We start from the raw sequence: 24,788 nt of genomic DNA, 5'->3' as shown, positions 1-24,788 counted from the left end.
CCTGCGTTCCCTGAGCGGCATCGGTTCACCGGCTCTCCGGTGTCCGCCGTTCATCGGCGGCGGTACGCGCTGCCCGGTCCGGCGTTCTGGTCTATCCACTGTTTCAGCAGATGGAGACACGAGGCGTTGTACTCGACGAGGTACCCCGCCTCCCGCGGTGAGCTGGAAGAAGCTATCGAGAACACCCCGATCCGGGTCCGCTTCGGCCATCCGCGTTCGTCCTCCCAGTACAGCCCGGCCTTTCCCGCGGCGGTCTGGTGGACGTCGGTGACGCGTTCCACGAGAACACGGCGAGTTCTGAGCATGCCCTTTATCACGACGAAGCCGTCATCACAGGTGATGCCCAGCGTCGGGGCCCGCACCGCGATCACTCCGCCGTACAGCAGGAGCGGTACGGACACCGCGATGGTCAGCAGCAGGTACGGCGGTTGCGCACGCAGGAAGTGCTCCGGCCGCAGCGCTCCGTCGCCGGCGAGCACCACCCGCGCCCACAACACGGCAAGGGTGATCGTTATGGCTCCCAGGAACGCGCTGGACAGCCGGATGAGCGGATGGGCATCCAGTCTCACGCCCTCATGATGACCGCGTCACGGGAGGCGGAACACCCCGGGCCGCGATCCGGTCCCGCCGTCGGCGGCGGGCGGCGGCGGGTGGGATCACTTCACCCCGGCGGGGACCCGTTCGGCGCCCAGAGACTCCTCGGAGTCCTTGTTCCGGGTCAGGTAGACATAGGCCAACGCGCCCAGGAACAGGACGATCGACGTCCACTGGTTCAGCCGCATCCCGAGGATCTCGTTGGCCGGGTCGACGCGCAGGCCCTCGATCCAGAACCGGCCCGCGGTATAGCCCGCCACGTACAGGGCGAAGAGCCGTCCGTGCTGCAGCGTGAAACGCCGGCCGGCCCAGATCAGCAGCAGCCCCAGAGCCAGGCTCCACAGCGACTCGTACAGGAACGTGGGGTGGTAGGTGGAGACACCCGGCACGGTTCCCGGGCGGCCGGCCTCGATCTCCAGTCCCCACGGCAGGTCGGTCGGGCCGCCGAACAGCTCCTGGTTGAAGTAGTTGCACCACCGGCCGACGGCCTGACCGATGGCGACGGCCGGGGCCACGGTGTCGGCCACCGCGCTCAGGGCGATGCCCCGGCGGCGGCAGGCGATCCATATGCCCACCGCGCCCAGGGCGATGGCGCCCCAGACGCCCAGACCGCGCCAGCCGGGTCCGGAGTCGCTCCAGATCAGAATGGTGTCGATCGGCCGGTGAGGGGCGTCAGGCCCGAAGTACAGCTGCCAGTCGGTGATGACGTGGTACAGCCGCGCACCCACGATGCCGAACGGGATCCCCCATACGGCCAGGTCCATCATGGTTCCCGGCGCCCCGCCGCGAGCCCGCCAGCGGCGCTCGGCGATGACGACGGCCACCACGACGCCGAGCATGATGCAGACCGTGTAACCGCGGATGGGCAGCGGTCCCAGATACCAGACCCCCTCGGAGGGACTGGGAATGCTGGCAAGCGACATAGCAGGCAATCTAGTGCAGCCATCCGCGCGTACACATCCCACCGAAGTCCATATTTTCCAGGCCTTCACCGCCCTGGCGGCGCGGAGCCCCGGCGGCGGTCGGCGGCACGCGCTCCCCCTCGTCCGGCTCGGCGAACGGCAGCGGACGGCGGGGGCTGGCCGCACAGGCCGCAAGATCGTCGTATCCGGCCGCCACAGCCTGCAGCAGCGTCTCCCTGACCGTCCGGAGGCCGGCGGTCTTCTGCTCCACCTCGGCCGGCTTGGCGGCGGCGGGGTGCCCCCGCAGGTCCGTCGCGACGATCCGCCGCCGCCGCTGCCGCACCGGCTCTTCCGGCCTGACCTGGAGGTGTTCCTCCACACGCTGGCACGGCTGCCGCAGGTCCGGCAGCCGTGGCTGCGCGCGATCTACGACCGCGTCGGAGCCCGCCGGCACACTCTCCCGTTCTGACCCCGGCCCGCCGTACGCAGAGCCGTACCGCCTAAAGTCCCGCCTCGACCTGGAGTCCGGCGGCGCCGGCCGTCTGTGCCGCCACCAGTTTCGCGTAGCGGCCGCCCCGGGCGAGCAGGCCCTCGTGGGTGCCGCGCTCCACGATCTCCCCGTCGTCGACCACCAGGATGAGGTCGGCGTCCTTGACGGTGCTCAGCCGGTGGGCGATCACGATGCGGGTCTGGGTGAGCCAGCCGAGGTTGGACTCGATCTGCGCCTCGGTGGTGCTGTCGAGGTGGCTGGTGGCCTCGTCGAGCAGCAGGATCTGGGGGCGGGCCAGGAGCGCGCGGGCCAGTGCGAGGCGCTGCCGCTGGCCGCCGGACAGGCCGCCGCCCTCCACGAGCATGGTCTCGTACCCCATCGGCATCGCGCAGATCTCCTCGTGCAGGCAGGCCAGCTCGGCCGCCTCGATGATCCGCTCCATCGGCGCCTCGGGGTCGTTGAGCGCGATGTTCTCCCGGATCGAGCCGGTGAACAGCGACGGGTCCTGGTTGACCACGCCGAACCGGTTGCGCAGGGACCGGAGGTTGAGCTGCGGCAGCGATACGCCGTCGTAGCTGACCTGTCCCTCGGTGGGGGTGTACAGGGCCAGCAGGAGCCGGGCCAGCGTGCTCTTGCCCGCTCCGGACGGGCCGACCAGGGCGACCTTCTGCCCCGCGCGGATCTTCACGGAGACGCCGCGCAGCGTCCACGGTCCCCGGGGGTCGTGCCGGAACCCGACGCCGTGCAGCTCGATCGAGCCGCGCAGCCTGACCACCTCGATCCCGGCGGCCGGCTCGGGCTCGGAGGCGAGGATGTCGGAGAGCCGGTCGAAGTGCGCCCCGGCCTGCTGCAGGCCCTGCAGGCTGCTCATCAGCGCGGCGATCGGCGTGAGGGCGGCCACGGCGAGCGCGTTCAGGGCCAGCAGTGCGCCCAGGGTCAGCTCCCCGTCGAGCACCCGCCACGCGCCGACCCACAGCAGGGCGAGCGGGGCGAGCAGGCGCAGCGCGCCGAGTGCCGCCTCCAGCAGGCCCTGGGTCAGGCCGCCGCGGACGTCGGCGTTCAGCTGGTCGGTGAAGTGCTCCGACCACTGCTCGACCGCGCGGTGCTCCGCCCCCGAGGCCTTCAGCGTCTCGATGCCGCCGATGGCCTGGACGAGCCGGCTCTGGGTGGCGGAGAAGGCGCTGAGCTCCTCCTGGGTGAGCCGGTCGACCCGGCGGGCGGTGAGCAGGAGCAGCAGCACCTGCAGCGCCGCGAACCCGAGCAGGCAAGCGCCGACGACGGGGTCCCAGACGAACACCAGGATCAGATAGCCGAGGGCGAGCGGCCCGTCGAGCAGCGCCGACAGCACCTGCCCGGTGAGCATCTCCCGCAGGACCGCCACGCTCCCGGCCCGTGCCAGCAGATCGCCCTTGCCGCGCTGGGTGAAGTAGCGGTACGGCAGGGCGACCAGATGGGAGACCACTCCCTCGGTCAGCTCGGCGTCGGCGCCCGCGCGGACGGAGACCAGCAGGACCGAGCGCAGGCAACCGACGGCGAACTGGGTCACCGCGGCCAGGGCCAGGCCGAGGCCGATCATGGTCAGCAGGCCGCCGTCGCCGCCGGGCAGCACCCGGTCCACCAGCGCCTCGGAGAACAGCGGCAGCGCCAGGCCGAGCAGCTGGAGCAGCAACGAGGCCAGTACCACCTGGGCGAGCAGGCCCTTCCTGCGCACCAGCAGCGTGCGCAGGAACCGACGCCGCCAGGCCGTACCGGCGCTGGAGCGTCCCGGCTGGAAACCGGGTCCGGGCTCGAAGGCGAGCACCACGCCGGTGAAGCCCTCGTCGAACTCCTCGGCGGTGAGCCGGCGACGGCCCCGGGCGGGGTCGACGACGTCGACGCGGTCCGGGGACCAGCGCTCGACGACCACGAAGTGGTTGAACTCCCAGTGGACCACCGCGGGCATCGGCACGCGGGCGAGGTCGGCGGGGCTCAGGGAGAAGGCGCGGGCCTTCAGCCCGCACTCCCGGGCGCCCTCCAGCAGCGCCTTCGCGCTCAGGCCGTCCCGGCCGATCTGCAGCCGGTCGGTGATCTCCTGCAGGGAGGCGCGGTGGCCGTGGTGGGACAGGACCATCGCCAGGCACGCCGCCCCGCACTCGGTGGCGGTGTTCTGGAGCACGACGGGGACGCGCTTCACGCCGCGCCCCCGATCCGCGCGTGCAGCACCGCGACGAACACGGCGCCCAACGCCACCAGCACCACGACCGCCGCCCACAGCGCCACCAGGGTGCCGGTGCGGATCGTCAGCCGGGTACGGCCCCGCCGCGCCGCGTTCCGGTGGCGGCGGAGCGACTCCTCCCGGAAGATGCCCTCGCTCACGACCAGTGCCATTCGACCGTGGCCTCGCGGCGGCGCTCGGCCAGCCACTCTGCGAACGCCACGCGCCCGGCGGCGGCCAGCGTGCGCTCGTCCCGCCGCACGGCCGTACGGCCCAGGACCACTCCGGCCAGGAAGCCTCCGCCGTGGGGCACCGGTCCGGCGACGGCTCCGGGTACGGCGTCCGCCAGTACGGCGGGCAGGTCGACGGCGAAGCGCTCGGCGATCACCGTCTCGACCTCGCCGTCGAACTCCGCAAGAGCGGCGGTCCCCTCGTCACGGAGCGTCGCCAGTCCGGCGACGGCGTCGGTGACGGCCCGCTCCGGGCCGGTGATCCAGACGGCGCGGACCCGGTCGAAGTCGCCGGGGCACGCGGCCAGGCGGGCCGGGCCTAGCTCGGCCTCCTTGCGGCGGCGGAAGCTCCGGCGGCGGGCGATGCCGCCGATGTAGTCCTCGAACTGGGCGGGCGTCATGCCCATCTCGGCCAGCCAGGCCAGCGTGCCCGCCCGGTCGTGCAGGCCCCGGCCCCGGCGGAACTCGTCCGCGGCGGCCTGGAGCTCCTCACCGGGGACCGGCCCGTCGTCGCCCGCGACCTCGTTGAGGATCAGGCACTGGTCGACGATCTCGTCGTGCGGCGTCGTGTCGCGGCGCGACAGCGATCGGATCATGGTCAGCGCCTGCGCCACCGACAGGTGGACCTCGTCCACGGTGACCAGCTGGCCGGCCGCCCAGTGGGTGGAGTGGTCGATCAGCCAGGGCACGCCGTCGTCGGCCTGCGCGGTGAGCGCGACGGTGCCGCCCTCGGGGTGCTCCAGCAGCAGGTCGAAGTCGACCACCGGCGTTCCGGGCCGCTCGTCGACGACGAGCTGGGCCCGGAGGCCTGGATGGTCGGCCGCCCACGCGGCGGCCTCCCGCCTGGCCTGCGCCACGTGCGCCCGCCGGCGGGGCAGGCCGCGCAGCAGCCGCGTCCCGGATTCGAGCGCGGTTCCGAAGTCACTCATGATCTGTCTTTCCGTCCACCGTGTCGTCCACCGTGTCGTCCGCTGTGCCGTCCATCGCGTTGTCCGCCGTACGGTCCGCCGCCACGAGCCAGTCGGCGATGGCGTCACCGACCGGCAGCCCGGCGCGCTGCTCCACGAAGCCCCAGGCCCCGTTGGGGTTGATCTCCAGGAAGGTGTACTCCCCGTCGGGACTGAGGATGAGGTCGATGGCGCCGTAGGTCAGGCCCAGGGAGGCGGTCAGTTCCACGCACGCGCGCTCCAGCGCGTCCGGGAGGCGGTGCGCGGCGTAGCGCACCCGGTCGTCGTCGTAGTGCCGCCAGTCGTCCCTGGCCGTGCGCGAGGCCCGCGCGTCGATCTCGGCGGCGAAGACGCGCTCGCCCACCACGATCACGCGCAGTTCCACGGCCTTGGGGACGTAGGGCTGCAGGATGACCGGCTCGTGCTGGAGGCGGTGGCGAGAGGTGAGGTGGCGGCGGTTCAGGACGGTGGTGTACGCGCGGTGCTCGGCGCCGTCCACGGTGAACTCGTCGGAGTTGATCTGCTTGGCGATCAGGCCGCCGCCCGCGCGCTCGTAGGCGGGCACCAGCTCGGCGGGGTCGTTGGTGTAGACGGTCTCCGGCACCCGGAAGCCGAGCGCCGCCGCCTGCGCCATGTGAATGATCTTGTTGTGCGCCCGGCGTTCGACGTCCCTGCGGGAGGGCAGCCAGCGCGCGGGGGCGAGCTCCCACGCCCCGTCGAGCAGGAACTCCGCCTGCCAGATCGCGTGGCGGCGGTGGGAGGGCTCGCTCACGGACTCCGCAGGGGTGGGGGCGTTCGGGCGTCGCCGCCACACCGCGCGCACCTCGGACAGGTCCAGCCGCTCGGCGCCGGTGTCGAGCACGATCCGGTGACCGCCGCCGGCGAAGGCGGCCGTGAGCCTGCCGCGGGCGGGGAAGTCGCCCGGGTCCCACCAGGCCACCCGCGCTCCGCGCTGCTCCAGCTTCGGCAGGACCAGCTCGACCGCGTCGTCCCGCCGGTCGCTCAGTATCAGGATCATGATCTTTCCCGTCGCAGAGGAAACGGCGGAGCGGGAGGACCCGCTCCGCCGCATATCACCCCGTGGTGTCAGTTCGAGGTCAGCTGATGACCCACTCGGCCGGCTTGCCGCCGATCTTCCAGGACACGCTCATCCGGCCGCCGGAGACCTCGCCCAGCTCGGCCTCGGTGAGCTCCGCGCCCTCGAACGGGATGTCATCGATGCTGATCTTCGACATGTTGTTTCCCCCTTCGCCGATATAAACGGCGTTTGGTGTTTTTCTCCGGGTATCCGACTCGGTGACCCGCTTACGAGGAATGACATTAGATGGTGCTACTTGCCGTTTTCTTAAACGCACCTTTCATCACACTTGTCACTCCCGAACCACCAGTTCAGAGGGGTCGCGCTTGAGGGGGATCAGGCCGCTCCATCACTTCCGGCAGGTCCGATGCAAGCACCTTGCAAGTGATATAAAGCTGAAAGTCGCCTTTGTGGGGATTAATCCCATCGAGCTAGGCCGTCCGGCTATCGGGTGATCTTGTCCAGGAAGACGGTCAGGTTTCCCCGGATGCGGGCGATCTTCTCGTCCCGGGAGATGCTCTCCTCGAAGTCCCCCTCGGCGGCCGACCGCCTGCGTCCGCGGACGTACAGGGAGCAGGCCAGGTCGGCGCAGAGGTACTCCCCCACCGAGTTGCCCTGACGCCCGGCCTCACCCGTGCGCGGAGCGGTCATCAGGGCCACCCCGCCGCCGGTGCGCACGGTCAGGCACAGCGAGCACATGCTGCGCGCGGTGAAGGCGCGCCCGCCTCCGGACACCGCGCGCAGCGCGACGCCGGTCACGCGGTCCTCGCGTTCGGCGACCAGATAGGCGCGCCCGGGGGCGCCGGGATCTCGCCAGCCCAGGAAGTCCAGGTCCTCCCAGGGCAGCTCGGCGAAGTCCTCGGGCAGCTTCAGCCGGCCGGCCTCGCCCTTGGAGCAGTTGACGAAGGATGTACGGATGTCACGTTCGGTCAGCGGTTTCACGGGAGGGAAGCTAGCCGACCTACAGGTATTATCCAAATTCTTAAAGCCTTTAGGAAGCGAGGGACGGCGCATGCCGCGTGCCGGGGTGACCGCCGACCGCCTGACCCGGGCGGCGGCCGAGATGGCGGACGAGGCCGGCCTGGAGAACGTGACCGCCTCGGCGCTCGCGCGCCGGTTCGGCGTCACGGTCGCGAGCCTGTACTCGCACGTCAAGAACGTCGAGGACCTGCGGCTCAGAGTCGTGGCCCTGGTGCTGGACGAACTCGCCGACCGGGTCGCCGCGGCGCTGGCCGGACGGGCGGGCAAGGACGCCCTGGTGGCCTTCGCCGGCGCCTACCGCGAGTTCGCCAAGGCTCATCCGGGCCGCTACGCCGCCACCCAGCCGCGGCTCGACCCGGGGAAGGCGACGCCCGAGATCGTCGCGGCGGGCCGCCGGCACACCGAGCTGACCCGCGCGATCCTGCGCGGCTACGGGGTGCCCGAGGCCGAGCAGACGCCGGCGGTGCGCCTGCTGAGCAGCACCTTCCACGGCTACGTGACCCTGGAGATCGCCGGAGGCTTCGCCCACACCGGCGACGTGGACGCCTCCTGGTCCAGAATCCTGGACGCCCTGGACGTCGCCCTCAGGAACTGGCCGGCGGACTGAGAGCCGCCGGGAGGTGCTTATCCACATCATCACTGTCAGACGGCGAAGAAGCGGCCGGCGAAGGACTGCCACTGGGCGAGATAGTCGATGTCCGGGTCGCGGAGCCAGTTGAGCTGCAGGCCGTCGAGGAAGGCGAGCAGTTCCACGGCGGCCAGGTCGGGGCGGGGGTGCCAGGACAGCAGGGAGTGTTCGAGCATGGCGCGGCCCTCGCGCAGGCGCGTGCGGAAGTAGTCGTGGGCGGGGTGGGCGGGGTCGACGGCCTCGGCGGCGAGGACGGTGTACAGCTGCACGAGTGAACGCTGGCCGAGGTTGCGCCGGACGAACCGGGTCATCACGATCCGGGAGGCGGCGGGGCCGGACACCGGCTCCAGGGTGTCGACGACGGTGGTCAGGTCGAGCTCGTCGCGGCGTTCCAGCACCGCGATGAGCAGGTCGTCACGGGAGCGGAAGTGGTGCAGCAGCCCGGCCTTGGTCATGCCGCAGGCCTCCGCGAAAGCCTCCAGGGTCACGCCCTTGAATCCGGAGGCGGCGATCAGCTCGGTGGCCGCCTTCAGGATCTCCTCGCGGCGTTCGGCGAGCGGCAACCGGCGCCGGCCGGTGGCGGGAGGCATGTGGGGACGCTCCTCGGGATACGGGGTTGATCTCGATCACGCTACCAGCCTACGCTTATCTACCGTTTGGTAGATAAGCGTGTTGCGCCTGATCGGAACTGCTCGGGACCTCTCGGGAACCTCTCGGAAAACTGCTCGGAAAGTGGTGCGCCATGTCGACGACCTCACCGGCGACCGCCTTCTCCACCGCCCTCGCCGCCGTGCGCGACGGCCGGTCCGTGGACGAGGCGGCCGGGGAACTGCTGGACCTGCTCACCCCGCGGGAGCGCCTGTGGCTGCTGGACGGGGACCTGCCCTTCTGGCAGGGCATGGCCGACACGATGACCAACGGCTACAACCGCGCTCCCATCCCGATGGGCCGCATCGACCGGCTGGGCATCCCGGGCCTGCTGTTCTCCGACGGCCCGCGCGGTGTGGTCATGGGGAACTCGACCGCCTTCCCGGTCTCCATGGCCCGCGGCGCCACCTGGGACGTGAGCCTGGAGGAGCGCGTCGGCACGGCGATCGGGCTGGAGGTGCGCGCCCAGGGCGGCAACTTCTTCGGCGGCGTGTGCGTCAACCTGCCCCGCCATCCCGCCTGGGGACGCGCCCAGGAGACCTACGGCGAGGACCCCCTCCTGCTGGGCGAGTTCGGCGCGGCGCTGACCCGCGGCGTGCAGCGCAACGCCATGGCCGTGGCCAAGCACTACGCGCTCAACTCCATGGAGAACGCGCGCTTCAAGGTCGACGTCACCGCCGACGACGCCGCCCTGCACGAGGTCTATCTGGCGCACTTCCGCCGGGTCGTGGAAGAGGGCGTGTCGGGCATCATGACCGCCTACAACTCCGTCAACGGGGAGTGGGCCGGGCAGAGCGAGCACCTGCTGGAGGGCGTGCTGCGCGGGATGTGGGGTTTCGCGGGCGTGACCGTCTCCGACTTCATCTTCGGCCTGCGCGACGCGGCCGCCTCGCTGCGCGCCGGGCTGGACGTCGAGGAGCCCTTCCGGCAGCAGCGCGCCCGGTATCTGCCCGACGACCTGGAGGAGGGCCGCGCCTCCTGGGACGACGTCGACCGGGCGGCCCGCCGCGTCCTGCGCACCCAGCTGCTCCACTACGCCACCCGCGCCGAGGCCGAGCCGCCGCTCGATGTGGTGTTCGGCGCCGGGCACCGCGCGCTGGCCCGCGAGGTCGCCGCCCGCGGCATGGTGCTGCTCAAGAACGACGTCGTCGGCGAGGCTCCCGTGCTGCCGCTGCACCGCGACTCACTCGGCTGCCTGGCGGTGATCGGCCGGCTGGCCGACATGGCCAACACCGGCGACCACGGCTCCTCCGACGTGCGCGCCCCCGAGGTGGTCACCCCGCTGCGGGGCCTGACCGAGGCGCTCCCCCGCACCCGGATCGTCCACGCGGCGGGCGACGACCCGGCCGCGGCCGCCGCGGCGGCGGCCGGCGCCGACGCCGCCGTCCTCGTCGTCGGCTACACCGCCGAGGACGAGGGTGAGTACGTCGGCAGCGACATGTTCTCCGACCCGGCGCTGCTGGCGCTGTTCCCCCCGGTCGGCGACGACCCCGACGGGAGGCGGTTCGCGTCCACGCTGGCCGATCCCGGCGCCCTCCAGGTCAACGCCGCCGGCGGGCTGAGCGCCGGCGGTGACCGCGCCGGCCTGCGGCTGCGGCCGATCGACGCCGACATCATCCGGGCCGTCGCCGCGGCCAACCCCCGCACCGTCGTGGCGATCGTGACCGCCGGCGCCGTCATCACCGAGGAGTGGCGCGACACCGTGCCCGCCGTACTCGTGTCCTGGTACTCCGGCAGCGAGGGCGGCCGGGCCCTGGCCGACGTGCTGCTCGGCGACGCCGACGCCGCCGGCCGCCTGCCGTACTCCGTCCCGGTCTCCGAGGAGCACCTGCCGCCCTTCGACCGCGACGCCACCGCGATCACCTACGACAAGTGGTACGGCCAGCGGCTGCTGGACCGCGACGGGCACGTCCCCGCCTTCCCCCTCGGGTTCGGGCTGTCCTATACGAGCTTCGCCCTCACCGACCTGACCCTCGGCACTCCCGACGGCGACGCCTTCCACGCGAGCGTGACCGTCACCAACACCGGCCCGCGCGCGGGCCGCCACGTCGTGCAGCTGTACGGCAGGCCCGAGGGCGTCGACCCGGTCGCCGACGACTTCCCCGCCCGGGTCCTGCTCGGCTTCGCCGCCGTCGGCCTGGCGGCCGGCGAGTCGGCCCGGGTCACCGTACCGACCTCGACCAGGCCGCTGCTGCGGTGGACGGCCGCCGGGTTCGTCCCCGCCTCGCCGACGGCCGTGGTCGAGGCCGCCGCCTACGCCGGGGATCCGGACGCCGTCGTCGCACCCGCCGAGCTCAAGCTCACCTGAGCCGGGCGGGGGCGGCTCAGGTGAGCCCCCGCCGCAGGCGAGCGGCACAGATGGATGAGCGTCAGAGGCGGGCGCCGCAGCTGAGTGGATGTCAGAGGTGGGCGGCGACCATCTCGGCGAACTCCTCCGGAGTGACGATCTTCACACCCAGGTCCTCGGCCTTGGTCCGCTTGGAGCCGGCCTTCTCCCCCGCCACCAGCAGCCCGGTCTTGGCCGAGACGCCGGAGGAGGCCTTGCCGCCGGCGCGCTCGATGAGCTCGTTGACCTGGTTGCGCGACAGGGCCGCCAGCGGGCCGGTCATCGCCCCCGTCGCCACCACCGACATGCCGGCCAGCGGCAACTCGGCGGCCGCCGCGGCGTCATCGACGCCGTCGACGGTCGCAGCCGCGCCTGCGGCGGGGGTGGCGCCGGGCTCGGTCATGTTCACCCCGGCGGCGATCAGCTTGTCGATCAGGGGGCGCAGCTCGGCCAGTTCCTCGATCATGAGCTTGGCCTTCTCGCTGCCCATGCCCTCGACCGCCTGGATCGCCTCGGCGTCGGCAGCCAGGACGGCCTCCATGGCGGCGAAGTGCCGGGCGATCCGCCGCGACATCGACCGGCCCGTTCCTCTGACACCGAGCGCGCAGAACACCCGGCTGAGCGGGCGGGTCCTGGCCGTCTCGATGGCGGCCAGCAGCTTGTCGGTGCTGGCCTCGCCCATCCGCTCCAGGGTGAGGACCTGCTCGCGGTTCAGGAAGAACAGGTCGGCGAAGTCGGTGATGAAGCCGGCCTCCAGCAGCTGCTGGATGCGGGAGGTGGCCAGGGTCTCGATGTCGAGCTGGTCGCGCCCGGCGGCGTAGACGATGGAGGCCAGCGCGCGGCACTCGCGCCCGCGCACGCACCGCCAGCGCTCCTGGGAGGTGTCGATGCCGTCGCCGCAGTTGGGGCAGACCTGCGGCACGGTGATCGGCTGCTCGTCGCCGGTGCGCAGGTGCACCACCGGTGCCTCGATGCGGGGGATGATGTCGCCGGCCTTGTAGACGGTCACGCTGTCGCCGAGCATCAGGCCGCGGCGGGCGATGTCGGCCGCGTTGTGCAGCGTCGCATACGTCACGGTGCTGCCGTCGATCTCGACCGGCTCCAGGATGGCGCGCGGGGCGATGATGCCGGTGCGCCCGACGTTCCACTCCACCCCGATCAGCTTGGTGATCTTCTCGGTGGCGGGCAGCTTGTAGGCGATCGCCCAGCGCGGCGCCCGGCTGCCGAACCCGGCCGCGGCCTGATCCTCGGCCAGGTCGGCCTTGACGACGATGCCGTCGATGCCGAAGGGCAGATCGGCGCGGGCGGCGGCGATCTGCTCGATGCGGGCCTGGATCTCCTCCGCGGTCGCGGCGACGATCCCGGCGACCGGGGTGGCGGCGGTGGTCTGCACGCCCCAGGCGGCGACCAGGTCCATGATCTGGCTGTGCGGCAGGGTGCGCAGCCGGGTCGCCAGCTCGGAGTCGCCGCCGGGCGGCAGCGGCAGCGCGCCGTAGCCGAAGAAGGTCAGCTCGCAGACATACGGCCGGTCCTGGGCGCGCAGGGTGCCGGCGGCGGCGCTGCGCGGGTTGGCGAAGGTGGTGCCGTCGTGCGCGGTGCGCTTTTCGCACGCGGCCTCGAACTGCTCGGCGGTCATCATGACCTCGCCGCGGATCTCCACCGTGATCGGCTCGGCGAGCCGGCCGGGCAGGCCGACGATGGTGCCGATCGCGTGCGAGACGTCCTCACCGGCGCTGCCGTCGCCCCGGGTGATGAGCTGGGTCAGGCGGCCGTGGTGGTAGCGGGCCGAGATCGCCAGCCCGTCGAGCTTGGGCTCCACGCTCCACACCTCGACCGGCCGGCCCAGGCGGCGCTCCAGCCCGGCCACCCAGCGGGCCAGCCCGTCGGGGGAGAAGACGTTGTCCAGGCTGAGCATGGGGACGGTGTGCGGGACGTCGCCCTCCACCGCGCCGCCGGCGACCTTGCCGGTGGGCGAGTGCGGCAGCACCTGGCCGGGATGCGTCTGCTCGTAGGCCTCGATGCCGCGCACCAGCCGGTCGTAGGCGTCGTCGTCCAGCGGGGAGGTGCCGTCGCCGTAGTAGGCGGCCGCGGCGTCCACAGCCATCTGCACGGCCGCGGCGTAGGCGGCCTGGTCGGCCAGGACGGTGAGGGAAGGCGCGTCGTTCATGGAGGGCATCTTGTCGGGCGCCGCCGACATTCTTCCCTCCGCCCTTCCCCTTGTCTCACTCTGCCTTTCCCTCTGTCCTTCCCTCCGCCGGCCGGGGCGGAGACGACGGGGTCAGCAGGATCCGGCGAGCAGGTGCCGGTCGCGGTACCGGCTCAGCACCGTGAGCGCCTCCTCGGCGCCCTGACGCAGGACCTCCAACTCCGCCTCGCCGTAGGAACGGGAACGGGAGAGGAAGTCCTTGACGCAATGCGCGCCCAGGACGTGACCGCCGGAGCCGATCAGGGGGACACCGGCGTAGCTGCGCACGCCGGCGAGCTCGACCAGGGGGTTGCCCGCGTAGCGGGGGTCGGCCGGCGCGTCGGTCACCACGTACGGCCGGCCGGTGCGCACCACCCGCAGGCAGAACGCCCACTCGGCCGGCGTGCCGCCGGCCTGCGTCATCCAGTCGTCGGCCGGCAGGCCGTGGGCACCGATGTAGACCTGGGCGCTGTCGAGCAGGATGGTGACCAGCCCGACGGCGCAGTCCAGGCGCTCGGCGCTGCGGCGGGCCAGGTCGTCCAGTTCTTCCCGCAGCCCGGGAGCCGTCAGATCGTAGAGGGCGATCTCGCTCAGGCGCTCCAGGTCGGTCAGCGTGGTCATGTCGGTGTTCATGGGGGATCTCCTGCTCGGATGTGTGGGAGGGCCTGCCCTGAGGGTGAATGGACGCAGGCCCTCCGACGACACGGATCGGCCGGAGACGGGGCGAGCTGAGACATCACCCCGAAGAAGGGACTTTGGTCCCGAACGCGACGACGCCGCCAAGCGCCTGCGGGGCCTCGGTGTGTCAGGCGCCTGCGGGATCTCTGCGCGTCAGGCGCCTGGGGACCTCGGCGTGTCAGGCGCTCCCGCGCGTGTCCGGGAAACGGAGGTCGGCCTCGGCGGCGAGCCGGCCCTCCACCCTCGCGCACGACCGGTGCCAGTCCTCCAGCCGGAGATACTCGGCCACGTCCCCCACCCCCTCCACGGCCAGCATGCGGTAGGCGTCGGCGGCGCGGACGTGGGCCGCCGCCAGCTCGTGATGGTTCTCCCTGGCCAGGGCCTCGGTCATGGCCGCGCCCATGGCCAGTTCACTCAGGACCTGGTAGCAACGCCTGTCGGCCGGGGAGAGACCGGAGGTGTCGGCGGGAAAGCGCTCCGAGGGCTGGTCCATACTTCGGCCTCTGCCCCGTCATGGAGGAAAGTAGCGTGCTGTGATGATTTGTCACCCGAACGACAGCGCCGGAATCGGCGATCACCGCGGGGACATCACCTCGTACAGGTTGCGGGCGGCATCGGTGAAGAACAGCCCGCGCGGGCACAGCGGATGGTCGATCCGGCCGTTGCCGGGCTCGGTGGGGCGGCTGCCGTACGGCACGCCGGCCTGACGCAGGCGGGCCAGGATCGCGTCGAAGGTGGCCGGGTCGACGTCGAAGGCCAGGTGCACGCCGACGGGGTCGGCCACGGTCATGAACTCCAGGGTCAGCTGCCCGTTGACCCGCACGGGGGCGAAGTGCCCGTGCCGGCCGGCGGGCGGCAGCTCCGGCAGGCCCATGATCGAGGCGAAGAAGCGGGCCGCCCGACGGTGATCGGCCGCGGGCACGATGGTGTGGTTCAGCGTGACGGTCATCCGGCGCTCCCGGGGGCGGCGGCGACGCCGTGCAGGAGGATGTCGACGAGGTCGCGCGGGGATATCGCGGTCTCGCCGGAGGCGGGGTGGGAGCGGGAGAACAGCATCCGCAGGAAGACCGCGGCGACCTTCGCCGGTTCCAGGCGCAGCGCCGCGCGGTCGGGTTCGATCAGCTCGGTGACGGCCTCGCGCGTCGCCTTCATCGAGGCCTCCCGGCCGCCCGGGTCGAACCGGTCACCGGAAGGCCGGCCGCCGGAGGAGCGGTCGGCGGAGGACTGGTCATCGGAGGAGCGGTCGGCGGAGGACTGGTCTCCGGAGGGCCGTACGCGGTGACCGGAGACGTGCAGGGCGCCGATCACCGTGCCCATGCGCTCCAGGTGGGCCTGCAGCGCCTCGGCCACCTGGACCAGCCGGTCGGTGAGCGGATCGTCCAGGGAGATCGAGCCCAGCTCCCGCAGCACGTGCTCGGGGTTCATCGCCTCGATCATGCACGCTCTCAGCAGGTCGTCCTTGTCGGCGAAGACGCGGAAGACGGTGCCCTCGCCGATGCCGGCCGCCCGCGCGATCCGGCTGGTGGTGACCGCGGCGCCGTACTCGGCGACCAACGGCAGCGCGGCGGCCACGATCATCGTCCTGCGCTCTTCGGTGCTCATCGCCGGCGCTCGCCGCCGGGGTGTGGTGTCTGCCATGCCTCCCATTCTGCGGAGTGAGCACTCACTCAATCAAGAGTGAGTGAGCACTCACTCCGGAAACCTCTGCTGCAAGGCCCATCCAGGCCCTCGGGCACCGCTCACCCCGGCGTCCGATGCCGTTGATGCCGACGGCTCGTTCTGACTCATCTGGATTACCCGTTCTGACCTTGACTTTCTCCGCCTAAAGACGAAAGCGTCCCTATCTGTCGTTATTAGGGCCTCCTCTTCTGACATAACACGGGTTACATTCACGTTAATTTGCCCCCTCTTACCCCCCGAGCAGACCGAAGGGAGAGGCATGAGAACGAGAACCGCGATCGCGGCCCTGACTGCTGCGGCGATCCTCATGCCGGCCGCCGCGCACGCCACCACCGGCAGCGGCACTGCGGCCCCGCCGCCCGACAGCGACTTCCAGAAGGTGACCCTCAACGACAACCCGGGCGAGCCGATGGACCTGGCGGTGTTACCGGACTCGAGGGTCCTGCACACCACCCGCAAGGGCGAGGTCTGGCTGCACGATCCGAAGACGGGTCTCAACACGCTGGCCGCCCGGCTCGACGTCTACCAGCACGACGAGGAGGGACTGCAGAGCGTCGCCCTCAGTCCCGGCTTCGGCAAGGGGTCCAAGAAGGACGACTGGGTCTACCTGTACTACTCCCCGCCGCTCGACACACCCGTCGACGACCCGGCGACGCCCGACGTCAACGAGGGCGACGCACCGTTCACCGGCACGGCGGCGGACTTCGCGCCCTTCAAGGGACTGATCAGGCTCTCCCGGTTCCGCTTCACCGGGAGCACCGTCGACCTGCGCACCGAGCAGCGCGTCATCGACGTGCCGGTGGACCGCGGCATCTGCTGCCACGTCGGCGGGGACATCGTCTTCGACGCCGACGGCAACCTCTACCTGTCGACCGGCGACGACACCAACCCGTTCTTCTCCGGCGGCTACACCCCCATCGACGAGCGCGCCGACCGCAACCCGGCCTTCGACGCCCAGCGCAGCGCGGGCAACACCGACGACCTGCGCGGCAAGATCCTGCGCATCAAGGTCCGCGAGAACGGCTCCTACTCGATCCCCCGCGGCAACCTCTTCCCGCAGGGCACCCGGGGCACCCGGCCGGAGATCTACGCGATGGGCCTGCGCAACCCGTTCCGCATCGAGATCAACCGGTCCACCGGCGAGCTGTACGTCGCCGACTACTCCCCCGACGCGCAGGAGGCCGACCCCCTGCGCGGCCCGGCGGGGACCGGCAAGTGGACGGCCATCCGCAGAGCGGGCGACTACGGCTGGCCGTACTGCGCGACGGCGCGGCTGCCGTACGTGGACTACGACTTCGCGACCGGCGCCTCGGGCTCGCCGTTCGACTGCGCCGCGCCCGTCAACGAGTCGCCGCGCAACACCGGCCGGCGCGAGCTGCCCCCGGTGGTCCAGCCCGAGGTGTGGTACTCCTACGGGCTCTCGCCGGAGTTCCCGCAGCTGGGCACCGGCGGCATCGGCCCGATGGCCGGTCCGGCCTACCGGTTCGACCCGCGCAACACGCACGGCCGCGCTCCCGTGGCCTGGCCGAGGTACTACGACGACGTCCCGCTCTTCTACGAGTGGACCCGCGACTACATCAAGGCCTTCCACGGCAACGGGCGGCGGATCGAGGACGTGCTGCCCTCGATCGTCTTCGACAACCCGATGGACATCGAGTTCGGGCCGGAGGGCGCGCTCTACGTGCTGGAGTACGGCGACGGCTTCTTCCAGGAGAACCCCGACGCCCAGCTCGCGCGCATCGACTACATCGGCTACACCGGCAACCACACGCCCATCCCGGCCGCCGCGGCGTCGGTGACCTCCGGGCACGCCCCGCTCACCGTCGCCTTCACCAGCGCGGGCACGACCGACCCCGACGGCGACAGGCTCCGCTACGCGTGGGACTTCGACGCCGACGGCCGGGTCGACTCCCGCAGCCCCGAGGCGAGCCACACCTACCGGCGCAACGGCCTCTACAACGCCACGCTCCGGGTCACCGACCCCGCCGGCATGTCCGCGGCGACCTCGGTGCGGATCGTGGTCGGCAACGCCGCGCCGGTCGTGGAACTGGTCCGGCCCGCCGAGGGCCGGCCGTTCTCCTTCGGCGACGTCGTGGAGTTCGAGGTGCGGATCACCGACGACCAGCCGGTGGACTGCGCCGAGGTGACCGTGGACTACGTCCTCGGCCATGACGACCACGGTCACCCGCAGACCACGGCCCGCGGCTGCACGGGCTCCATCCAGACCACCGAGCCCGGCGGGCACGACCCCGGCGACGACCTCACCGGTGTCTTCGTGGCGAGCTACACCGACCCCGGCGGCGCCGACCTGCCCCCGCTGACCGGCAGCGACGAAGTCGTCCTCCGGCCCACGAACTAGGAGATGCCCATGTGCTACGGCTACGGTCCCGACAGTCACCGCCCCAGCAGGAGGTCCGTGCTCGCCGCGGGCCTCGGCCTGGGGGCCGCCGGCGCCCTCGCCGCCGCCTCGCCCGCCGCCGCGGCCACACCGCCCCACCACGGCAGGGACCGCGTCCCGCCGGGCCAGATCAGCATCCAGCTGTGGACCGTGCGCGACGACCTCGCGCAGAACTACGACGCCACCCTCGCCTACCTGGCCGGGATCGGCTATCCGAAGGTCGAGCTCGCGCTCGGCTACTTCGGCCGTACGGCGCAGCAGCTGCGCGCGTTCCTCGACGGGCTGGGCATCCGCGCCAGCTCCAGCCACGACGGCATCAGCCCCGACGACGCCGCACTGGAGACCAAGATCTCCAACGCGCTCACCCTCGGCCAGACCTACATGGTCGTGCCGTACCTGGCCTCCGACAGCCTGGACCAGTGGAAGGCCTGGGCCGAGCGGATGAACGTCGAGGCGGCGGCCGCCCGCAAGGCGGGGCTGCGCTACGGCTATCACAACCACGCCCACGAGTTCACCACCGACCTCGGGGGCGGCAGGACGCCGTGGGACGTGCTCACCTCCGAGCTCGACCCGCGCCTGGTCCATCTGGAGATCGACATCTACTGGGCGGTCACCGGCGGGGTCGGGCGCGGCGCGGCCGATCCGGTCCGCTTCGCGATCGACGTCATCCGCAGGGCTCCGCAGCGGGTGCTGCAGTATCACGTCAAGGACCGCCACCTCGACGGTGACATGGCCGACCTGGGCACCGGCACCATCGACTTCCGGCGGGTCTTCGACGCGCACCGGGTGAGGGAGTACATCGTCGAGAACGACACCCCCGACGTGACTCCCCGGCGGACGGCGGAGGTGGGATACCGCTATCTGCGGAAGCTGCGGTTCTAGGGTCCCCGGGTCCCGGTACGGCGCGGCCGGCCGGTCACGTCCCGGACGGGACGGCCGGTCGCGCCGAGGACCTGAACAGGAAGGAGGCCCAGGAGCGGTAGGGCCGCCACGCCTCGGCCAGTTTCCGGTACGCGGACGGCGGCGCGTCCTCCGGCAGGCCGTACGCCTCGCGCAGGATCGCGAACAGGCGCGGCTCGTCGCCGGGGAACGCGTCCGGCGCGCCCGCGCCGCGGATCAGGATCAGGCCCGCGGAGAACGGTCCGACACCGGGCAGGGCGCGCAGCTCGGCCAGGGCCTCGTCCGGATCGAGGGCGCGCAGGTGCTCGGCGGTGAGCACGCCGTCGAGCGCCGCGCGGGCCAGGCCGCGCAGCCATTCCTCCTTCTGCGCGGGCAGGCCGAGACCGCCGGCGTCCAGCAACGCCACGGGCGGCGGGAAGGCCGTGCAGGCCGCCCCGTCGACGTCGACCTTCGCGCCGTACCGCTCCGCGATGCGCTGCTTGATCCGGGAGGCGATCAGCATGGACGAGCGCTGCACGATCACCGCCCAGCACGCCGCCTCCCACGGACTCCAGAAGCCCACCGGCCGCAGGCCGGGGCTGCGCCGCTGCAGCTCGCCGAGGACCGGGTCGGCCGCGCCGAGCCCGGCGAAGCCGGTGCCGTCCACGTCGAGGGAGAGGATGCGCGCCACCTCTCCCCGGATCCCCGGTCCGGCGGCCCGCGTCGTGGCGACGGCGGCCCCGCCCGGCGCGGCGGTCACGCTCACCCCGATCGGCAGCCAGTCGGACTCGGCGCAGTAGGCGAAGCGCAGCGCCCGCCCGTCGGAGGGCAGCGCGCTGGTGGCCGGCCAGTCCTCCACGAAGCGCAGCTGGGCGCCGAGGTCGTACGGCCCTTCAGCGGCGAGCGAGAATCCGTGCGTGGTCATGTGCGCATGCTAGAAGGCGGCGCCGACAAGGCCGCGGGGATCCCGTGGACCGGACGCTAGGCTCGGAGGCTCCCGTCCGGCCCGCCACTGCCGTACCGAGAGGACCCCGGTGACCGATCCCTCCCGCTCCTGGCCGCACCTGCTCGCAACGCTCCTGCGGGGGCAGGACCTCGCAGCGGACGACACCCGATGGGCCATGCGGCAGGTCATGGACGACGCGGCCGAGCCCGCCCAGCTGGCCGGGTTCCTGGTCGCCCTGCGCGCCAAGGGTGAGAGCACCGCGGAGCTGCGCGGGATGCTCGACGCCCTCATGGAGCGGGCCGTGCCCCTGCCGGTCGGCGGCGCGGACGTCGTCGACGTCGTCGGCACCGGCGGCGACGGCGCCCACACCGTGAACGTGAGCACCATGGCGGCGATCGTCGTCGCGGCCGCCGGAGCCCCGGTCGTCAAGCACGGCGGCCGGTCGGCCTCCAGCAAGGCCGGTTCCGCCGACGTCCTGGAGGCCCTGGGCCTGTCGCTCGACCTCACGCCCGACGACGTCGCGCGGTGCCTGCGCGAGGCCGGCATCGGCTTCACCTTCGCCCCGCGCTTCCATCACGGGCTGCGTCATGCCGGTCCGGTGCGCAAGGCGCTCGGCGTCCCCACCGCGATCAACTATCTGGCGCCGCTGACCAACCCCGCCGCCCCCCGCGCCGCCCTCGTCGGCTGTTCCAACCCTCGCCTCGCCCCGGTCCTGGCGGGCGTGCTCGCCGAACGGGGCACCGTCGCCCTGGTCGTGTGCGGGCAGGACGGCCTCGACGAGATCACCACCGCCGCGCCCACCGACGTCTGGCTCACCGACGGCGACGACGTCCGGCGCGAGAGGCTGGACACCGCCGACTTCGGGCTCGCGCGCAGCGCGCCGGACGCGCTCCGGGGCGGCGACGTCGCCTACAACGCCGCGGTCGTGCACCGGGTCCTGTCCGGCGAGCCGGGCGCCGCCCGCGACGCCGTCCTCGCCAACGCGGCCGGAGCGCTCGCCGCCCACCGCGGTCTCGGCGGGGACCTCCGTGACGCCTTCGCGACCGCTCTCGAGGATGTACGGCATGCCGTCGACAACGGCGCCGCCACCGCCACCCTGGAGAACTGGCTGAAGCTCGCGTCGTCCCTGGCCGCAGAACGGCGCTGAATCCGGAGAGGAAAGTCCGGGTTCTGTCGCCCCGTCACTTCTTTCACATTAGACTTCTGCCCTCTCTTGAATCGCATCTGGGGAGAAAAGGGGCCGCCGGAAGGCCAGTTCCGGCGGTCCCGCCTCCTCCAGGCCGCTCAAGCCACTCAGGCCGCTCAGCCCACCGCGGCCGGCCGCCACGGATCGACGACCCTGTCCCCGTAGGCGATCTCCCCGGCGCCGGCGAACTCGGCCAGTCCGGCCACCGCCAGGCCGACCGCCCCGGTGGTCACCTCGTCGGCGGGCGTGCCCGGCTCGGGGAAGACCCCTTCGATCTCCAGCAGTCTCCGGCGGCGGTCCAGGCGCGGCACGAGCCTGCCGACCAGCCGCTCACCGTGCAGGATCGGCATGATGTAGTGGCCGTACTGCCGCTTGTGCTTGGGCACGTACATCTCCGTGCGGAACACGAAGCCCCACAGGCGCTCGGTCCGCTCCCGGTCGCAGATGAGGTTGTCGAACGGCGACAGCAACGTGGTGCGCGGCTGCCAGGGGCGCTCCAGCAGGTCCAGGGCGTCGCGGTGGACGTACCACCGCTCGGTGCCGCCCTCGACCTCGGCGGGCAGGACCCGGCCCGCCTCCTCCAGGCCGGCCAGCGCCCCGGCCAGGCCGGGATAGCGGTCGCGGACGAAGTGCCGCTCGATGTCGGCGGCGCGGGCCACGCCGAGCGCCCGCAGAGCGTGCTCGGCCGCCCGGGTGACCGCCTCCTCCTGCGTCAGCGGCTCGGTGGCGGCCCACTCCGGCAGCCGGCGCTCGGTCAGGTCCCACAGGCGTTTGCGCCCCTCGCGCCCCGCCACCATGATCTGGCCCTGGAACCACAGGAAGTCCAGCATCCGCTCGACGTTGCGCCCGTTGGTCCACCCGCTCGACTGCCACGGCACGGCCGCGAGGTCCTCGAACCCGCCGACCGGCAGCGGCCCCTCCCGGCGCAGCCGGTCGAGCACGTGCCGCCGCAGCGCGTCGTTGGCCTCCATCCAGGCGTGGATCTGCCCGCCGGGCCGCGCGTAGCCGCGCATCATGACCTGGTGGATCGGATAGTCCTCGGCCAGCACGATCGAGGCGGCGTGGGCCCAGTACTCGAACAGCCACCGCTCCCGCCACAGCAGCGCGTCGAGGCCGGCCGGATCGTAGCCGCCGACCCTGCTCCAGAGCACCAGCAGGTGGCTGCGCGCCACCACGTTGACCGGGTCGAGCTGCAGGCACCGCAGCGTCCGCAGCACCTGCCGCAACCCCTCGGGGTCACCGCCGGGCCGGGGACCGGCCAGATGCTGACTGCTCACGGCCAGACGCCGCGCGGACTCCAGGCTGAGGGACAGCAGGTGCGCCATAGCCGCCGAGTGTAATCGAAAGGGCGTTCGACGCGGGGCCGATCCGCCGGCGCCGGCGACCGTGATCCCGGCCGCGTGTCATCCGCGGCACACGGTCGCCGTCCCGTGCGGCTCCCCCATGTGCATCGCCAGCAGGTACAGGCCGAGGACGAGAGCCGGCGACAACCACGCGGTCACCCGGGAACGGCGGCCGGCGAAGATCAGCACCGGCAGGATGACCGTGGCCGAGACGGCGAGCGCGGTCGAGATCGACTCCAGTTCCGGCGAGGGCGCGTTCAGGGCGGCGAAGGAGCAGCCCGTACCGGTCCCGCTGCGCTCGTCGTTGCGGGCGATGGCGTGGATCAGGGTGGCCGTTCCGCCCAGCGGCCAGGCGGCCACCGCGAGGATCAGGCCCGGCAGGCTGCCCTTGACCCGCCCCTGCGCACCACGACGTCGCGCCAAGACGCTTCCGGCGGTCATCAGCACGACCACGATCGCGACCGCCGCCGTGACGGCGACCGCCACCGCGCCCCAGTACGGCGTGCGCGACTCCTGGTCCCGGGCGAACCAGGACCACGCCGCCCCCGCGGCCACCAGCACGGCCCATCCCCCGGCGACCGCCGCCACCTCGTTGCGGAGCGGCGGCACGCGGTCCTCCCCCGTGAACGTCATGCCGACGACGCTAGACGGATCCCGCCGGGAGACGACGATCTCCGGCGGAAAGTGAAGCACGTCACGATCACCGCAGCGCCCGCCGTACCTCCATCAGGGCGAACCCGAGCAGGTTGAGTCCCCGCCACAGCTCCGGGCGCCCGGCCCGCTCGTCGTCGGCGGCCAGGCCGATCCCCCAGATCCGGTCCAGCGGGCTCGCCTCGACCAGCACCCGCTCGCCGGTGCCCAGGAGGAACCCGCCCAGCTCGGGGTTCTGGCCGAACTTGGCCAGGTTGCCGCGGACCACGAGGTCGAAGCGGGCCGCCTCCCAGGTCTCGTCGTCGAAGCCGCGCACCCGCCGCCCCAGGTCCTTGGCCTCCTTGGGGTGGCCGGCCGCCACGACCTGCGCCGCGACCTCCTCGTCGCCGAACAGCCGGGCCTTGCCGGCCATCATGAAGTGCTCCGCGGTGCGGTAGAGGGTCCCGTCCACGGTGAAGCCGGCCGGCCACCACTGCGACAGGCACGCGGCGCCGACCCCGCCGGACCGCGGTGGCCGATGCCCCCAGAACATCAGATACTTGACCCGCTCACCCCGCTCCACCGCCGCGATCAGGTCCGCCACGTCACGCACGTCCGTCACCTCCGTCATGCGCGCCACCATCCCAGATCGCCGCCGGTCGCGGCCAGCCGGTTTTCCGGTCCCGCGGCCGGATGGAAGAGGGCCGGCGTGGGTAGAGTTCGCTGTCATGACGGCCACCGCGAGGACGAGCCGGCGGGCCGGCGGGCTCGCCCGGGGATGGGCTCGGGCGCGGCACCGGTACGGCTGGCTCGACCACCTCGTCCGGGCCGGCGTCCACTACGACCGCGTCGACGGGGGCCGCCTGTCGGCGGGGATGACCTACTACGCGTTCTACGCCGTCTTCGCCCTGGCCCTGCTCGGTTTCGTGATCCTGGGGCACGTGTTCGACACCCCCGCCGCGCTGCGCGAGGTGGAACGCTATCTGAGCGACACCTTCCCCCGGCTGGACGTCTCGGCGCTGCTGGACGCCAGGGACACGGCGGGAGTGATCGTCACCGTCGGCCTCCCGCTGACCGGCCTGTTCTGGATCGACTCCATGCGCTCGTCCGTCCGGGCCGTCTGGGGCCTGGAGCAGTACCCGGGCAACTTCTTCCTGCGGTGGCTGATCGACCTGGGCGTGCTGCTCACCCTCGGGCTGCTGCTGTCGATCTCGCTGACCCTGTCCTTCGGCGCCCAGGCGGCGCTGGCCTGGCTGGCCGGCGAGACGGTCGGGGCCGAGGCGCAGTCGGCGCAGTGGACGCTGTCGGTGGTCGCCTTCGTGCTCGGCATCGGCGTCAACTTCCTGCTGTCGACGGCGTTGCTGACGCTGACCCCCCGCCTGCACCTGTCGCCGCGCCGGGTCGCCGGTCCGGCCCTGATGATCACGATCGGGCTGGAGCTGCTCAAGACGATCGGGCAGGTCTACTTCAACCTCGGCGCCGCGAACCCGGCCTACCACGTCGTGGCGGGCGCGGTGGGCATGCTGCTGTTCCTGAAGCTGCTCAACGTGCTCATCCTGTTCGCCGCCTCGCACGCCGCGACCGGCCACCACGGCACGGTCGTCGACCTGACCACCCGGCGGCCGGTCGGCGAGCCGCGCACGGAGGTCGTCACCGCGCCGGCGATCCCCACGGTCAAGGAGGATCCCCCGGCGGAGACCGGAGCGCCGGAGACCGGACCAGCGGAGACCGAAGCGCCGGAGACCGGACCGCCGGAGTCGCGACGGCCCGCTCGGCGGCGGTACGACTTCAGGTCGCGGCAGGAGCGTGGCGGCGCGGGATCACGGCGGCCTTAGGGTCGGTCGT

25 protein-coding genes are annotated in these 24,788 nt (G+C 72.3%); 6 read left to right on the top strand and 19 right to left on the bottom strand.

What is annotated here, in order from left to right; genetic code table 11:
- Positions 1-50 precede the first annotated feature (50 nt).
- The 9 genes from Pta02_RS37730 to Pta02_RS37690 form a co-directional block, all read right to left on the bottom strand.
- On the bottom strand, positions 51-569 hold the full coding sequence (locus Pta02_RS37730; RefSeq protein ID WP_203879821.1) for a hypothetical protein: 519 nt from the start codon (positions 567-569) through the stop codon (positions 51-53).
- 87 nt (positions 570-656) lie between these two features.
- The gene (lgt, locus tag Pta02_RS37725; protein WP_203879820.1) at positions 657-1,517 is read right to left on the bottom strand and encodes a prolipoprotein diacylglyceryl transferase; all 861 of its coding nucleotides are present in this window, start codon (positions 1,515-1,517) and stop codon (positions 657-659) included.
- A 10-nt stretch (positions 1,518-1,527) separates the two neighbouring features.
- The gene (locus Pta02_RS37720) at positions 1,528-1,839 is read right to left on the bottom strand and encodes a hypothetical protein (RefSeq protein WP_203879819.1); all 312 of its coding nucleotides are present in this window, start codon (positions 1,837-1,839) and stop codon (positions 1,528-1,530) included.
- A 157-nt stretch (positions 1,840-1,996) separates the two neighbouring features.
- A complete protein-coding gene (locus Pta02_RS37715) occupies positions 1,997-4,159 on the bottom strand; it encodes a peptidase domain-containing ABC transporter (RefSeq protein WP_203879818.1) in 2,163 nt (720 codons plus the stop codon).
- Positions 4,156-4,353, bottom strand: coding sequence for a hypothetical protein (locus tag Pta02_RS37710; protein WP_203879817.1), 198 nt, complete (start codon positions 4,351-4,353; stop codon positions 4,156-4,158). The genes Pta02_RS37715 and Pta02_RS37710 overlap by 4 nt, the downstream gene beginning before the upstream one ends.
- Positions 4,338-5,339 (bottom strand): TIGR04500 family putative peptide maturation system protein, encoded by a 1,002-nt coding sequence (locus tag Pta02_RS37705; protein WP_203879816.1) that lies wholly within the window; start codon positions 5,337-5,339, stop codon positions 4,338-4,340. The genes Pta02_RS37710 and Pta02_RS37705 overlap by 16 nt, the downstream gene beginning before the upstream one ends.
- Positions 5,332-6,375, bottom strand: a complete 1,044-nt coding sequence (locus tag Pta02_RS37700) for an MvdC/MvdD family ATP grasp protein (protein WP_203879815.1) — start codon at positions 6,373-6,375, stop codon at positions 5,332-5,334. The genes Pta02_RS37705 and Pta02_RS37700 overlap by 8 nt, the downstream gene beginning before the upstream one ends.
- 79 nt (positions 6,376-6,454) lie before the next feature.
- Positions 6,455-6,592 carry a putative ATP-grasp target RiPP gene (locus Pta02_RS37695; protein WP_203879814.1) on the bottom strand — a complete coding sequence of 46 codons (138 nt, stop codon included), beginning with the start codon at positions 6,590-6,592 and terminating at the stop codon, positions 6,455-6,457.
- A gap of 287 nt (positions 6,593-6,879) precedes the next feature.
- Positions 6,880-7,377 (bottom strand): FBP domain-containing protein, encoded by a 498-nt coding sequence (locus tag Pta02_RS37690; RefSeq protein ID WP_203879813.1) that lies wholly within the window; start codon positions 7,375-7,377, stop codon positions 6,880-6,882.
- Positions 7,378-7,447: 70 nt separating this feature from the next.
- On the opposite strand from Pta02_RS37690, the gene Pta02_RS37685 reads away from it, so the two are divergent.
- Entirely contained in the window at positions 7,448-8,023 is a 576-nt protein-coding gene (locus Pta02_RS37685) for a TetR/AcrR family transcriptional regulator (protein WP_203879812.1), read from the top strand.
- 35 nt (positions 8,024-8,058) lie between these two features.
- On the opposite strand, the gene Pta02_RS37680 is transcribed toward Pta02_RS37685, so the two are convergent.
- Positions 8,059-8,634, bottom strand: coding sequence for a TetR/AcrR family transcriptional regulator (locus Pta02_RS37680; protein WP_203879811.1), 576 nt, complete (start codon positions 8,632-8,634; stop codon positions 8,059-8,061).
- A gap of 152 nt (positions 8,635-8,786) precedes the next feature.
- On the opposite strand from Pta02_RS37680, the gene Pta02_RS37675 reads away from it, so the two are divergent.
- Positions 8,787-11,000, top strand: coding sequence for a glycoside hydrolase family 3 protein (locus Pta02_RS37675; RefSeq protein ID WP_203879810.1), 2,214 nt, complete (start codon positions 8,787-8,789; stop codon positions 10,998-11,000).
- A gap of 91 nt (positions 11,001-11,091) precedes the next feature.
- On the opposite strand, the gene ligA is transcribed toward Pta02_RS37675, so the two are convergent.
- The 5 genes from ligA to Pta02_RS37650 all read right to left on the bottom strand — a co-directional run bounded on the left by ligA (position 11,092) and on the right by Pta02_RS37650 (position 15,519).
- Positions 11,092-13,185, bottom strand: coding sequence for an NAD-dependent DNA ligase LigA (gene ligA / locus Pta02_RS37670; protein ID WP_203879809.1), 2,094 nt, complete (start codon positions 13,183-13,185; stop codon positions 11,092-11,094).
- Positions 13,186-13,296: 111 nt separating this feature from the next.
- Entirely contained in the window at positions 13,297-13,836 is a 540-nt protein-coding gene (locus Pta02_RS37665) for a GAF domain-containing protein (RefSeq protein WP_203879808.1), read from the bottom strand.
- A gap of 223 nt (positions 13,837-14,059) precedes the next feature.
- Positions 14,060-14,374 carry a hypothetical protein gene (locus tag Pta02_RS37660; protein WP_203879807.1) on the bottom strand — a complete coding sequence of 105 codons (315 nt, stop codon included), beginning with the start codon at positions 14,372-14,374 and terminating at the stop codon, positions 14,060-14,062.
- A gap of 81 nt (positions 14,375-14,455) precedes the next feature.
- Positions 14,456-14,830: a VOC family protein gene (locus Pta02_RS37655; protein WP_203879806.1), complete on the bottom strand. Its 375-nt coding sequence runs from the start codon at positions 14,828-14,830 to the stop codon at positions 14,456-14,458.
- On the bottom strand, positions 14,827-15,519 hold the full coding sequence (locus Pta02_RS37650) for a TetR/AcrR family transcriptional regulator (RefSeq protein WP_239131540.1): 693 nt from the start codon (positions 15,517-15,519) through the stop codon (positions 14,827-14,829). The genes Pta02_RS37655 and Pta02_RS37650 overlap by 4 nt, the downstream gene beginning before the upstream one ends.
- Positions 15,520-15,820: 301 nt before the next feature.
- On the opposite strand from Pta02_RS37650, the gene Pta02_RS37645 reads away from it, so the two are divergent.
- Both Pta02_RS37645 and Pta02_RS37640 read left to right on the top strand, forming a co-directional pair.
- Positions 15,821-17,920: a PQQ-dependent sugar dehydrogenase gene (locus tag Pta02_RS37645; protein ID WP_203879805.1), complete on the top strand. Its 2,100-nt coding sequence runs from the start codon at positions 15,821-15,823 to the stop codon at positions 17,918-17,920.
- Between the two features lie 9 nt (positions 17,921-17,929).
- Entirely contained in the window at positions 17,930-18,841 is a 912-nt protein-coding gene (locus Pta02_RS37640) for a sugar phosphate isomerase/epimerase family protein (RefSeq protein ID WP_203879804.1), read from the top strand.
- 34 nt (positions 18,842-18,875) lie between these two features.
- Here the strand turns inward: Pta02_RS37640 and Pta02_RS37635 are convergent, their stop codons facing one another.
- Positions 18,876-19,763 (bottom strand): DNA-3-methyladenine glycosylase family protein, encoded by an 888-nt coding sequence (locus Pta02_RS37635; RefSeq protein ID WP_203879803.1) that lies wholly within the window; start codon positions 19,761-19,763, stop codon positions 18,876-18,878.
- 109 nt (positions 19,764-19,872) lie between these two features.
- Here Pta02_RS37635 and trpD point away from each other — a divergent pair, with 109 nt between their 5' ends.
- Positions 19,873-20,931 carry an anthranilate phosphoribosyltransferase gene (gene trpD / locus Pta02_RS37630; RefSeq protein ID WP_203879802.1) on the top strand — a complete coding sequence of 353 codons (1,059 nt, stop codon included), beginning with the start codon at positions 19,873-19,875 and terminating at the stop codon, positions 20,929-20,931.
- Between the two features lie 155 nt (positions 20,932-21,086).
- On the opposite strand, the gene Pta02_RS37625 is transcribed toward trpD, so the two are convergent.
- The 3 genes from Pta02_RS37625 to ybiA form a co-directional block, all read right to left on the bottom strand.
- A complete protein-coding gene (locus Pta02_RS37625; RefSeq protein ID WP_203879801.1) occupies positions 21,087-22,295 on the bottom strand; it encodes a winged helix-turn-helix domain-containing protein in 1,209 nt (402 codons plus the stop codon).
- 78 nt (positions 22,296-22,373) lie between these two features.
- Complete coding sequence (locus Pta02_RS37620; RefSeq protein WP_203879800.1) at positions 22,374-22,946, bottom strand: hypothetical protein; 573 nt, start codon at positions 22,944-22,946, stop codon at positions 22,374-22,376.
- Between the two features lie 67 nt (positions 22,947-23,013).
- Entirely contained in the window at positions 23,014-23,574 is a 561-nt protein-coding gene (gene ybiA, locus Pta02_RS37615; protein ID WP_203879799.1) for a riboflavin biosynthesis intermediates N-glycosidase, read from the bottom strand.
- A gap of 97 nt (positions 23,575-23,671) precedes the next feature.
- Here ybiA and Pta02_RS37610 point away from each other — a divergent pair, with 97 nt between their 5' ends.
- Positions 23,672-24,778: a YhjD/YihY/BrkB family envelope integrity protein gene (locus tag Pta02_RS37610; RefSeq protein WP_203879798.1), complete on the top strand. Its 1,107-nt coding sequence runs from the start codon at positions 23,672-23,674 to the stop codon at positions 24,776-24,778.
- Positions 24,779-24,788: the final 10 nt, after the last annotated feature.

Source organism: Paraplanobispora takensis, from assembly GCF_016863195.1.
Taxonomy (GTDB): domain Bacteria; phylum Actinomycetota; class Actinomycetes; order Streptosporangiales; family Streptosporangiaceae; genus Planobispora; species Planobispora takensis.
Note: the sequence above shows the minus strand (reverse complement) of the source record. Positions and strands in the feature narration are given on the sequence as shown.

Coding starts and splice junctions, on each gene's coding strand:
- lgt (WP_203879820.1), bottom strand. CDS start 1,517: ATGTCGCTTGCCAGCATTCCCAGTCCCTCCGAGGGGGTCTGGTATCTG.
- Pta02_RS37710 (WP_203879817.1), bottom strand. CDS start 4,353: ATGGCACTGGTCGTGAGCGAGGGCATCTTCCGGGAGGAGTCGCTCCGC.
- Pta02_RS37705 (WP_203879816.1), bottom strand. CDS start 5,339: ATGAGTGACTTCGGAACCGCGCTCGAATCCGGGACGCGGCTGCTGCGC.
- Pta02_RS37700 (WP_203879815.1), bottom strand. CDS start 6,375: ATGATCCTGATACTGAGCGACCGGCGGGACGACGCGGTCGAGCTGGTC.
- Pta02_RS37695 (WP_203879814.1), bottom strand. CDS start 6,592: ATGTCGAAGATCAGCATCGATGACATCCCGTTCGAGGGCGCGGAGCTC.
- Pta02_RS37685 (WP_203879812.1), top strand. CDS start 7,448: ATGCCGCGTGCCGGGGTGACCGCCGACCGCCTGACCCGGGCGGCGGCC.
- Pta02_RS37680 (WP_203879811.1), bottom strand. CDS start 8,634: ATGCCTCCCGCCACCGGCCGGCGCCGGTTGCCGCTCGCCGAACGCCGC.
- Pta02_RS37675 (WP_203879810.1), top strand. CDS start 8,787: ATGTCGACGACCTCACCGGCGACCGCCTTCTCCACCGCCCTCGCCGCC.
- ligA (WP_203879809.1), bottom strand. CDS start 13,185: ATGAACGACGCGCCTTCCCTCACCGTCCTGGCCGACCAGGCCGCCTAC.
- Pta02_RS37665 (WP_203879808.1), bottom strand. CDS start 13,836: ATGAACACCGACATGACCACGCTGACCGACCTGGAGCGCCTGAGCGAG.
- Pta02_RS37660 (WP_203879807.1), bottom strand. CDS start 14,374: ATGGACCAGCCCTCGGAGCGCTTTCCCGCCGACACCTCCGGTCTCTCC.
- Pta02_RS37655 (WP_203879806.1), bottom strand. CDS start 14,830: ATGACCGTCACGCTGAACCACACCATCGTGCCCGCGGCCGATCACCGT.
- Pta02_RS37650 (WP_239131540.1), bottom strand. CDS start 15,519: ATGGCAGACACCACACCCCGGCGGCGAGCGCCGGCGATGAGCACCGAA.
- Pta02_RS37645 (WP_203879805.1), top strand. CDS start 15,821: ATGAGAACGAGAACCGCGATCGCGGCCCTGACTGCTGCGGCGATCCTC.
- Pta02_RS37640 (WP_203879804.1), top strand. CDS start 17,930: ATGTGCTACGGCTACGGTCCCGACAGTCACCGCCCCAGCAGGAGGTCC.
- Pta02_RS37635 (WP_203879803.1), bottom strand. CDS start 19,763: ATGACCACGCACGGATTCTCGCTCGCCGCTGAAGGGCCGTACGACCTC.
- Pta02_RS37625 (WP_203879801.1), bottom strand. CDS start 22,295: ATGGCGCACCTGCTGTCCCTCAGCCTGGAGTCCGCGCGGCGTCTGGCC.
- Pta02_RS37620 (WP_203879800.1), bottom strand. CDS start 22,946: ATGACGTTCACGGGGGAGGACCGCGTGCCGCCGCTCCGCAACGAGGTG.
- ybiA (WP_203879799.1), bottom strand. CDS start 23,574: ATGACGGAGGTGACGGACGTGCGTGACGTGGCGGACCTGATCGCGGCG.
- Pta02_RS37610 (WP_203879798.1), top strand. CDS start 23,672: ATGACGGCCACCGCGAGGACGAGCCGGCGGGCCGGCGGGCTCGCCCGG.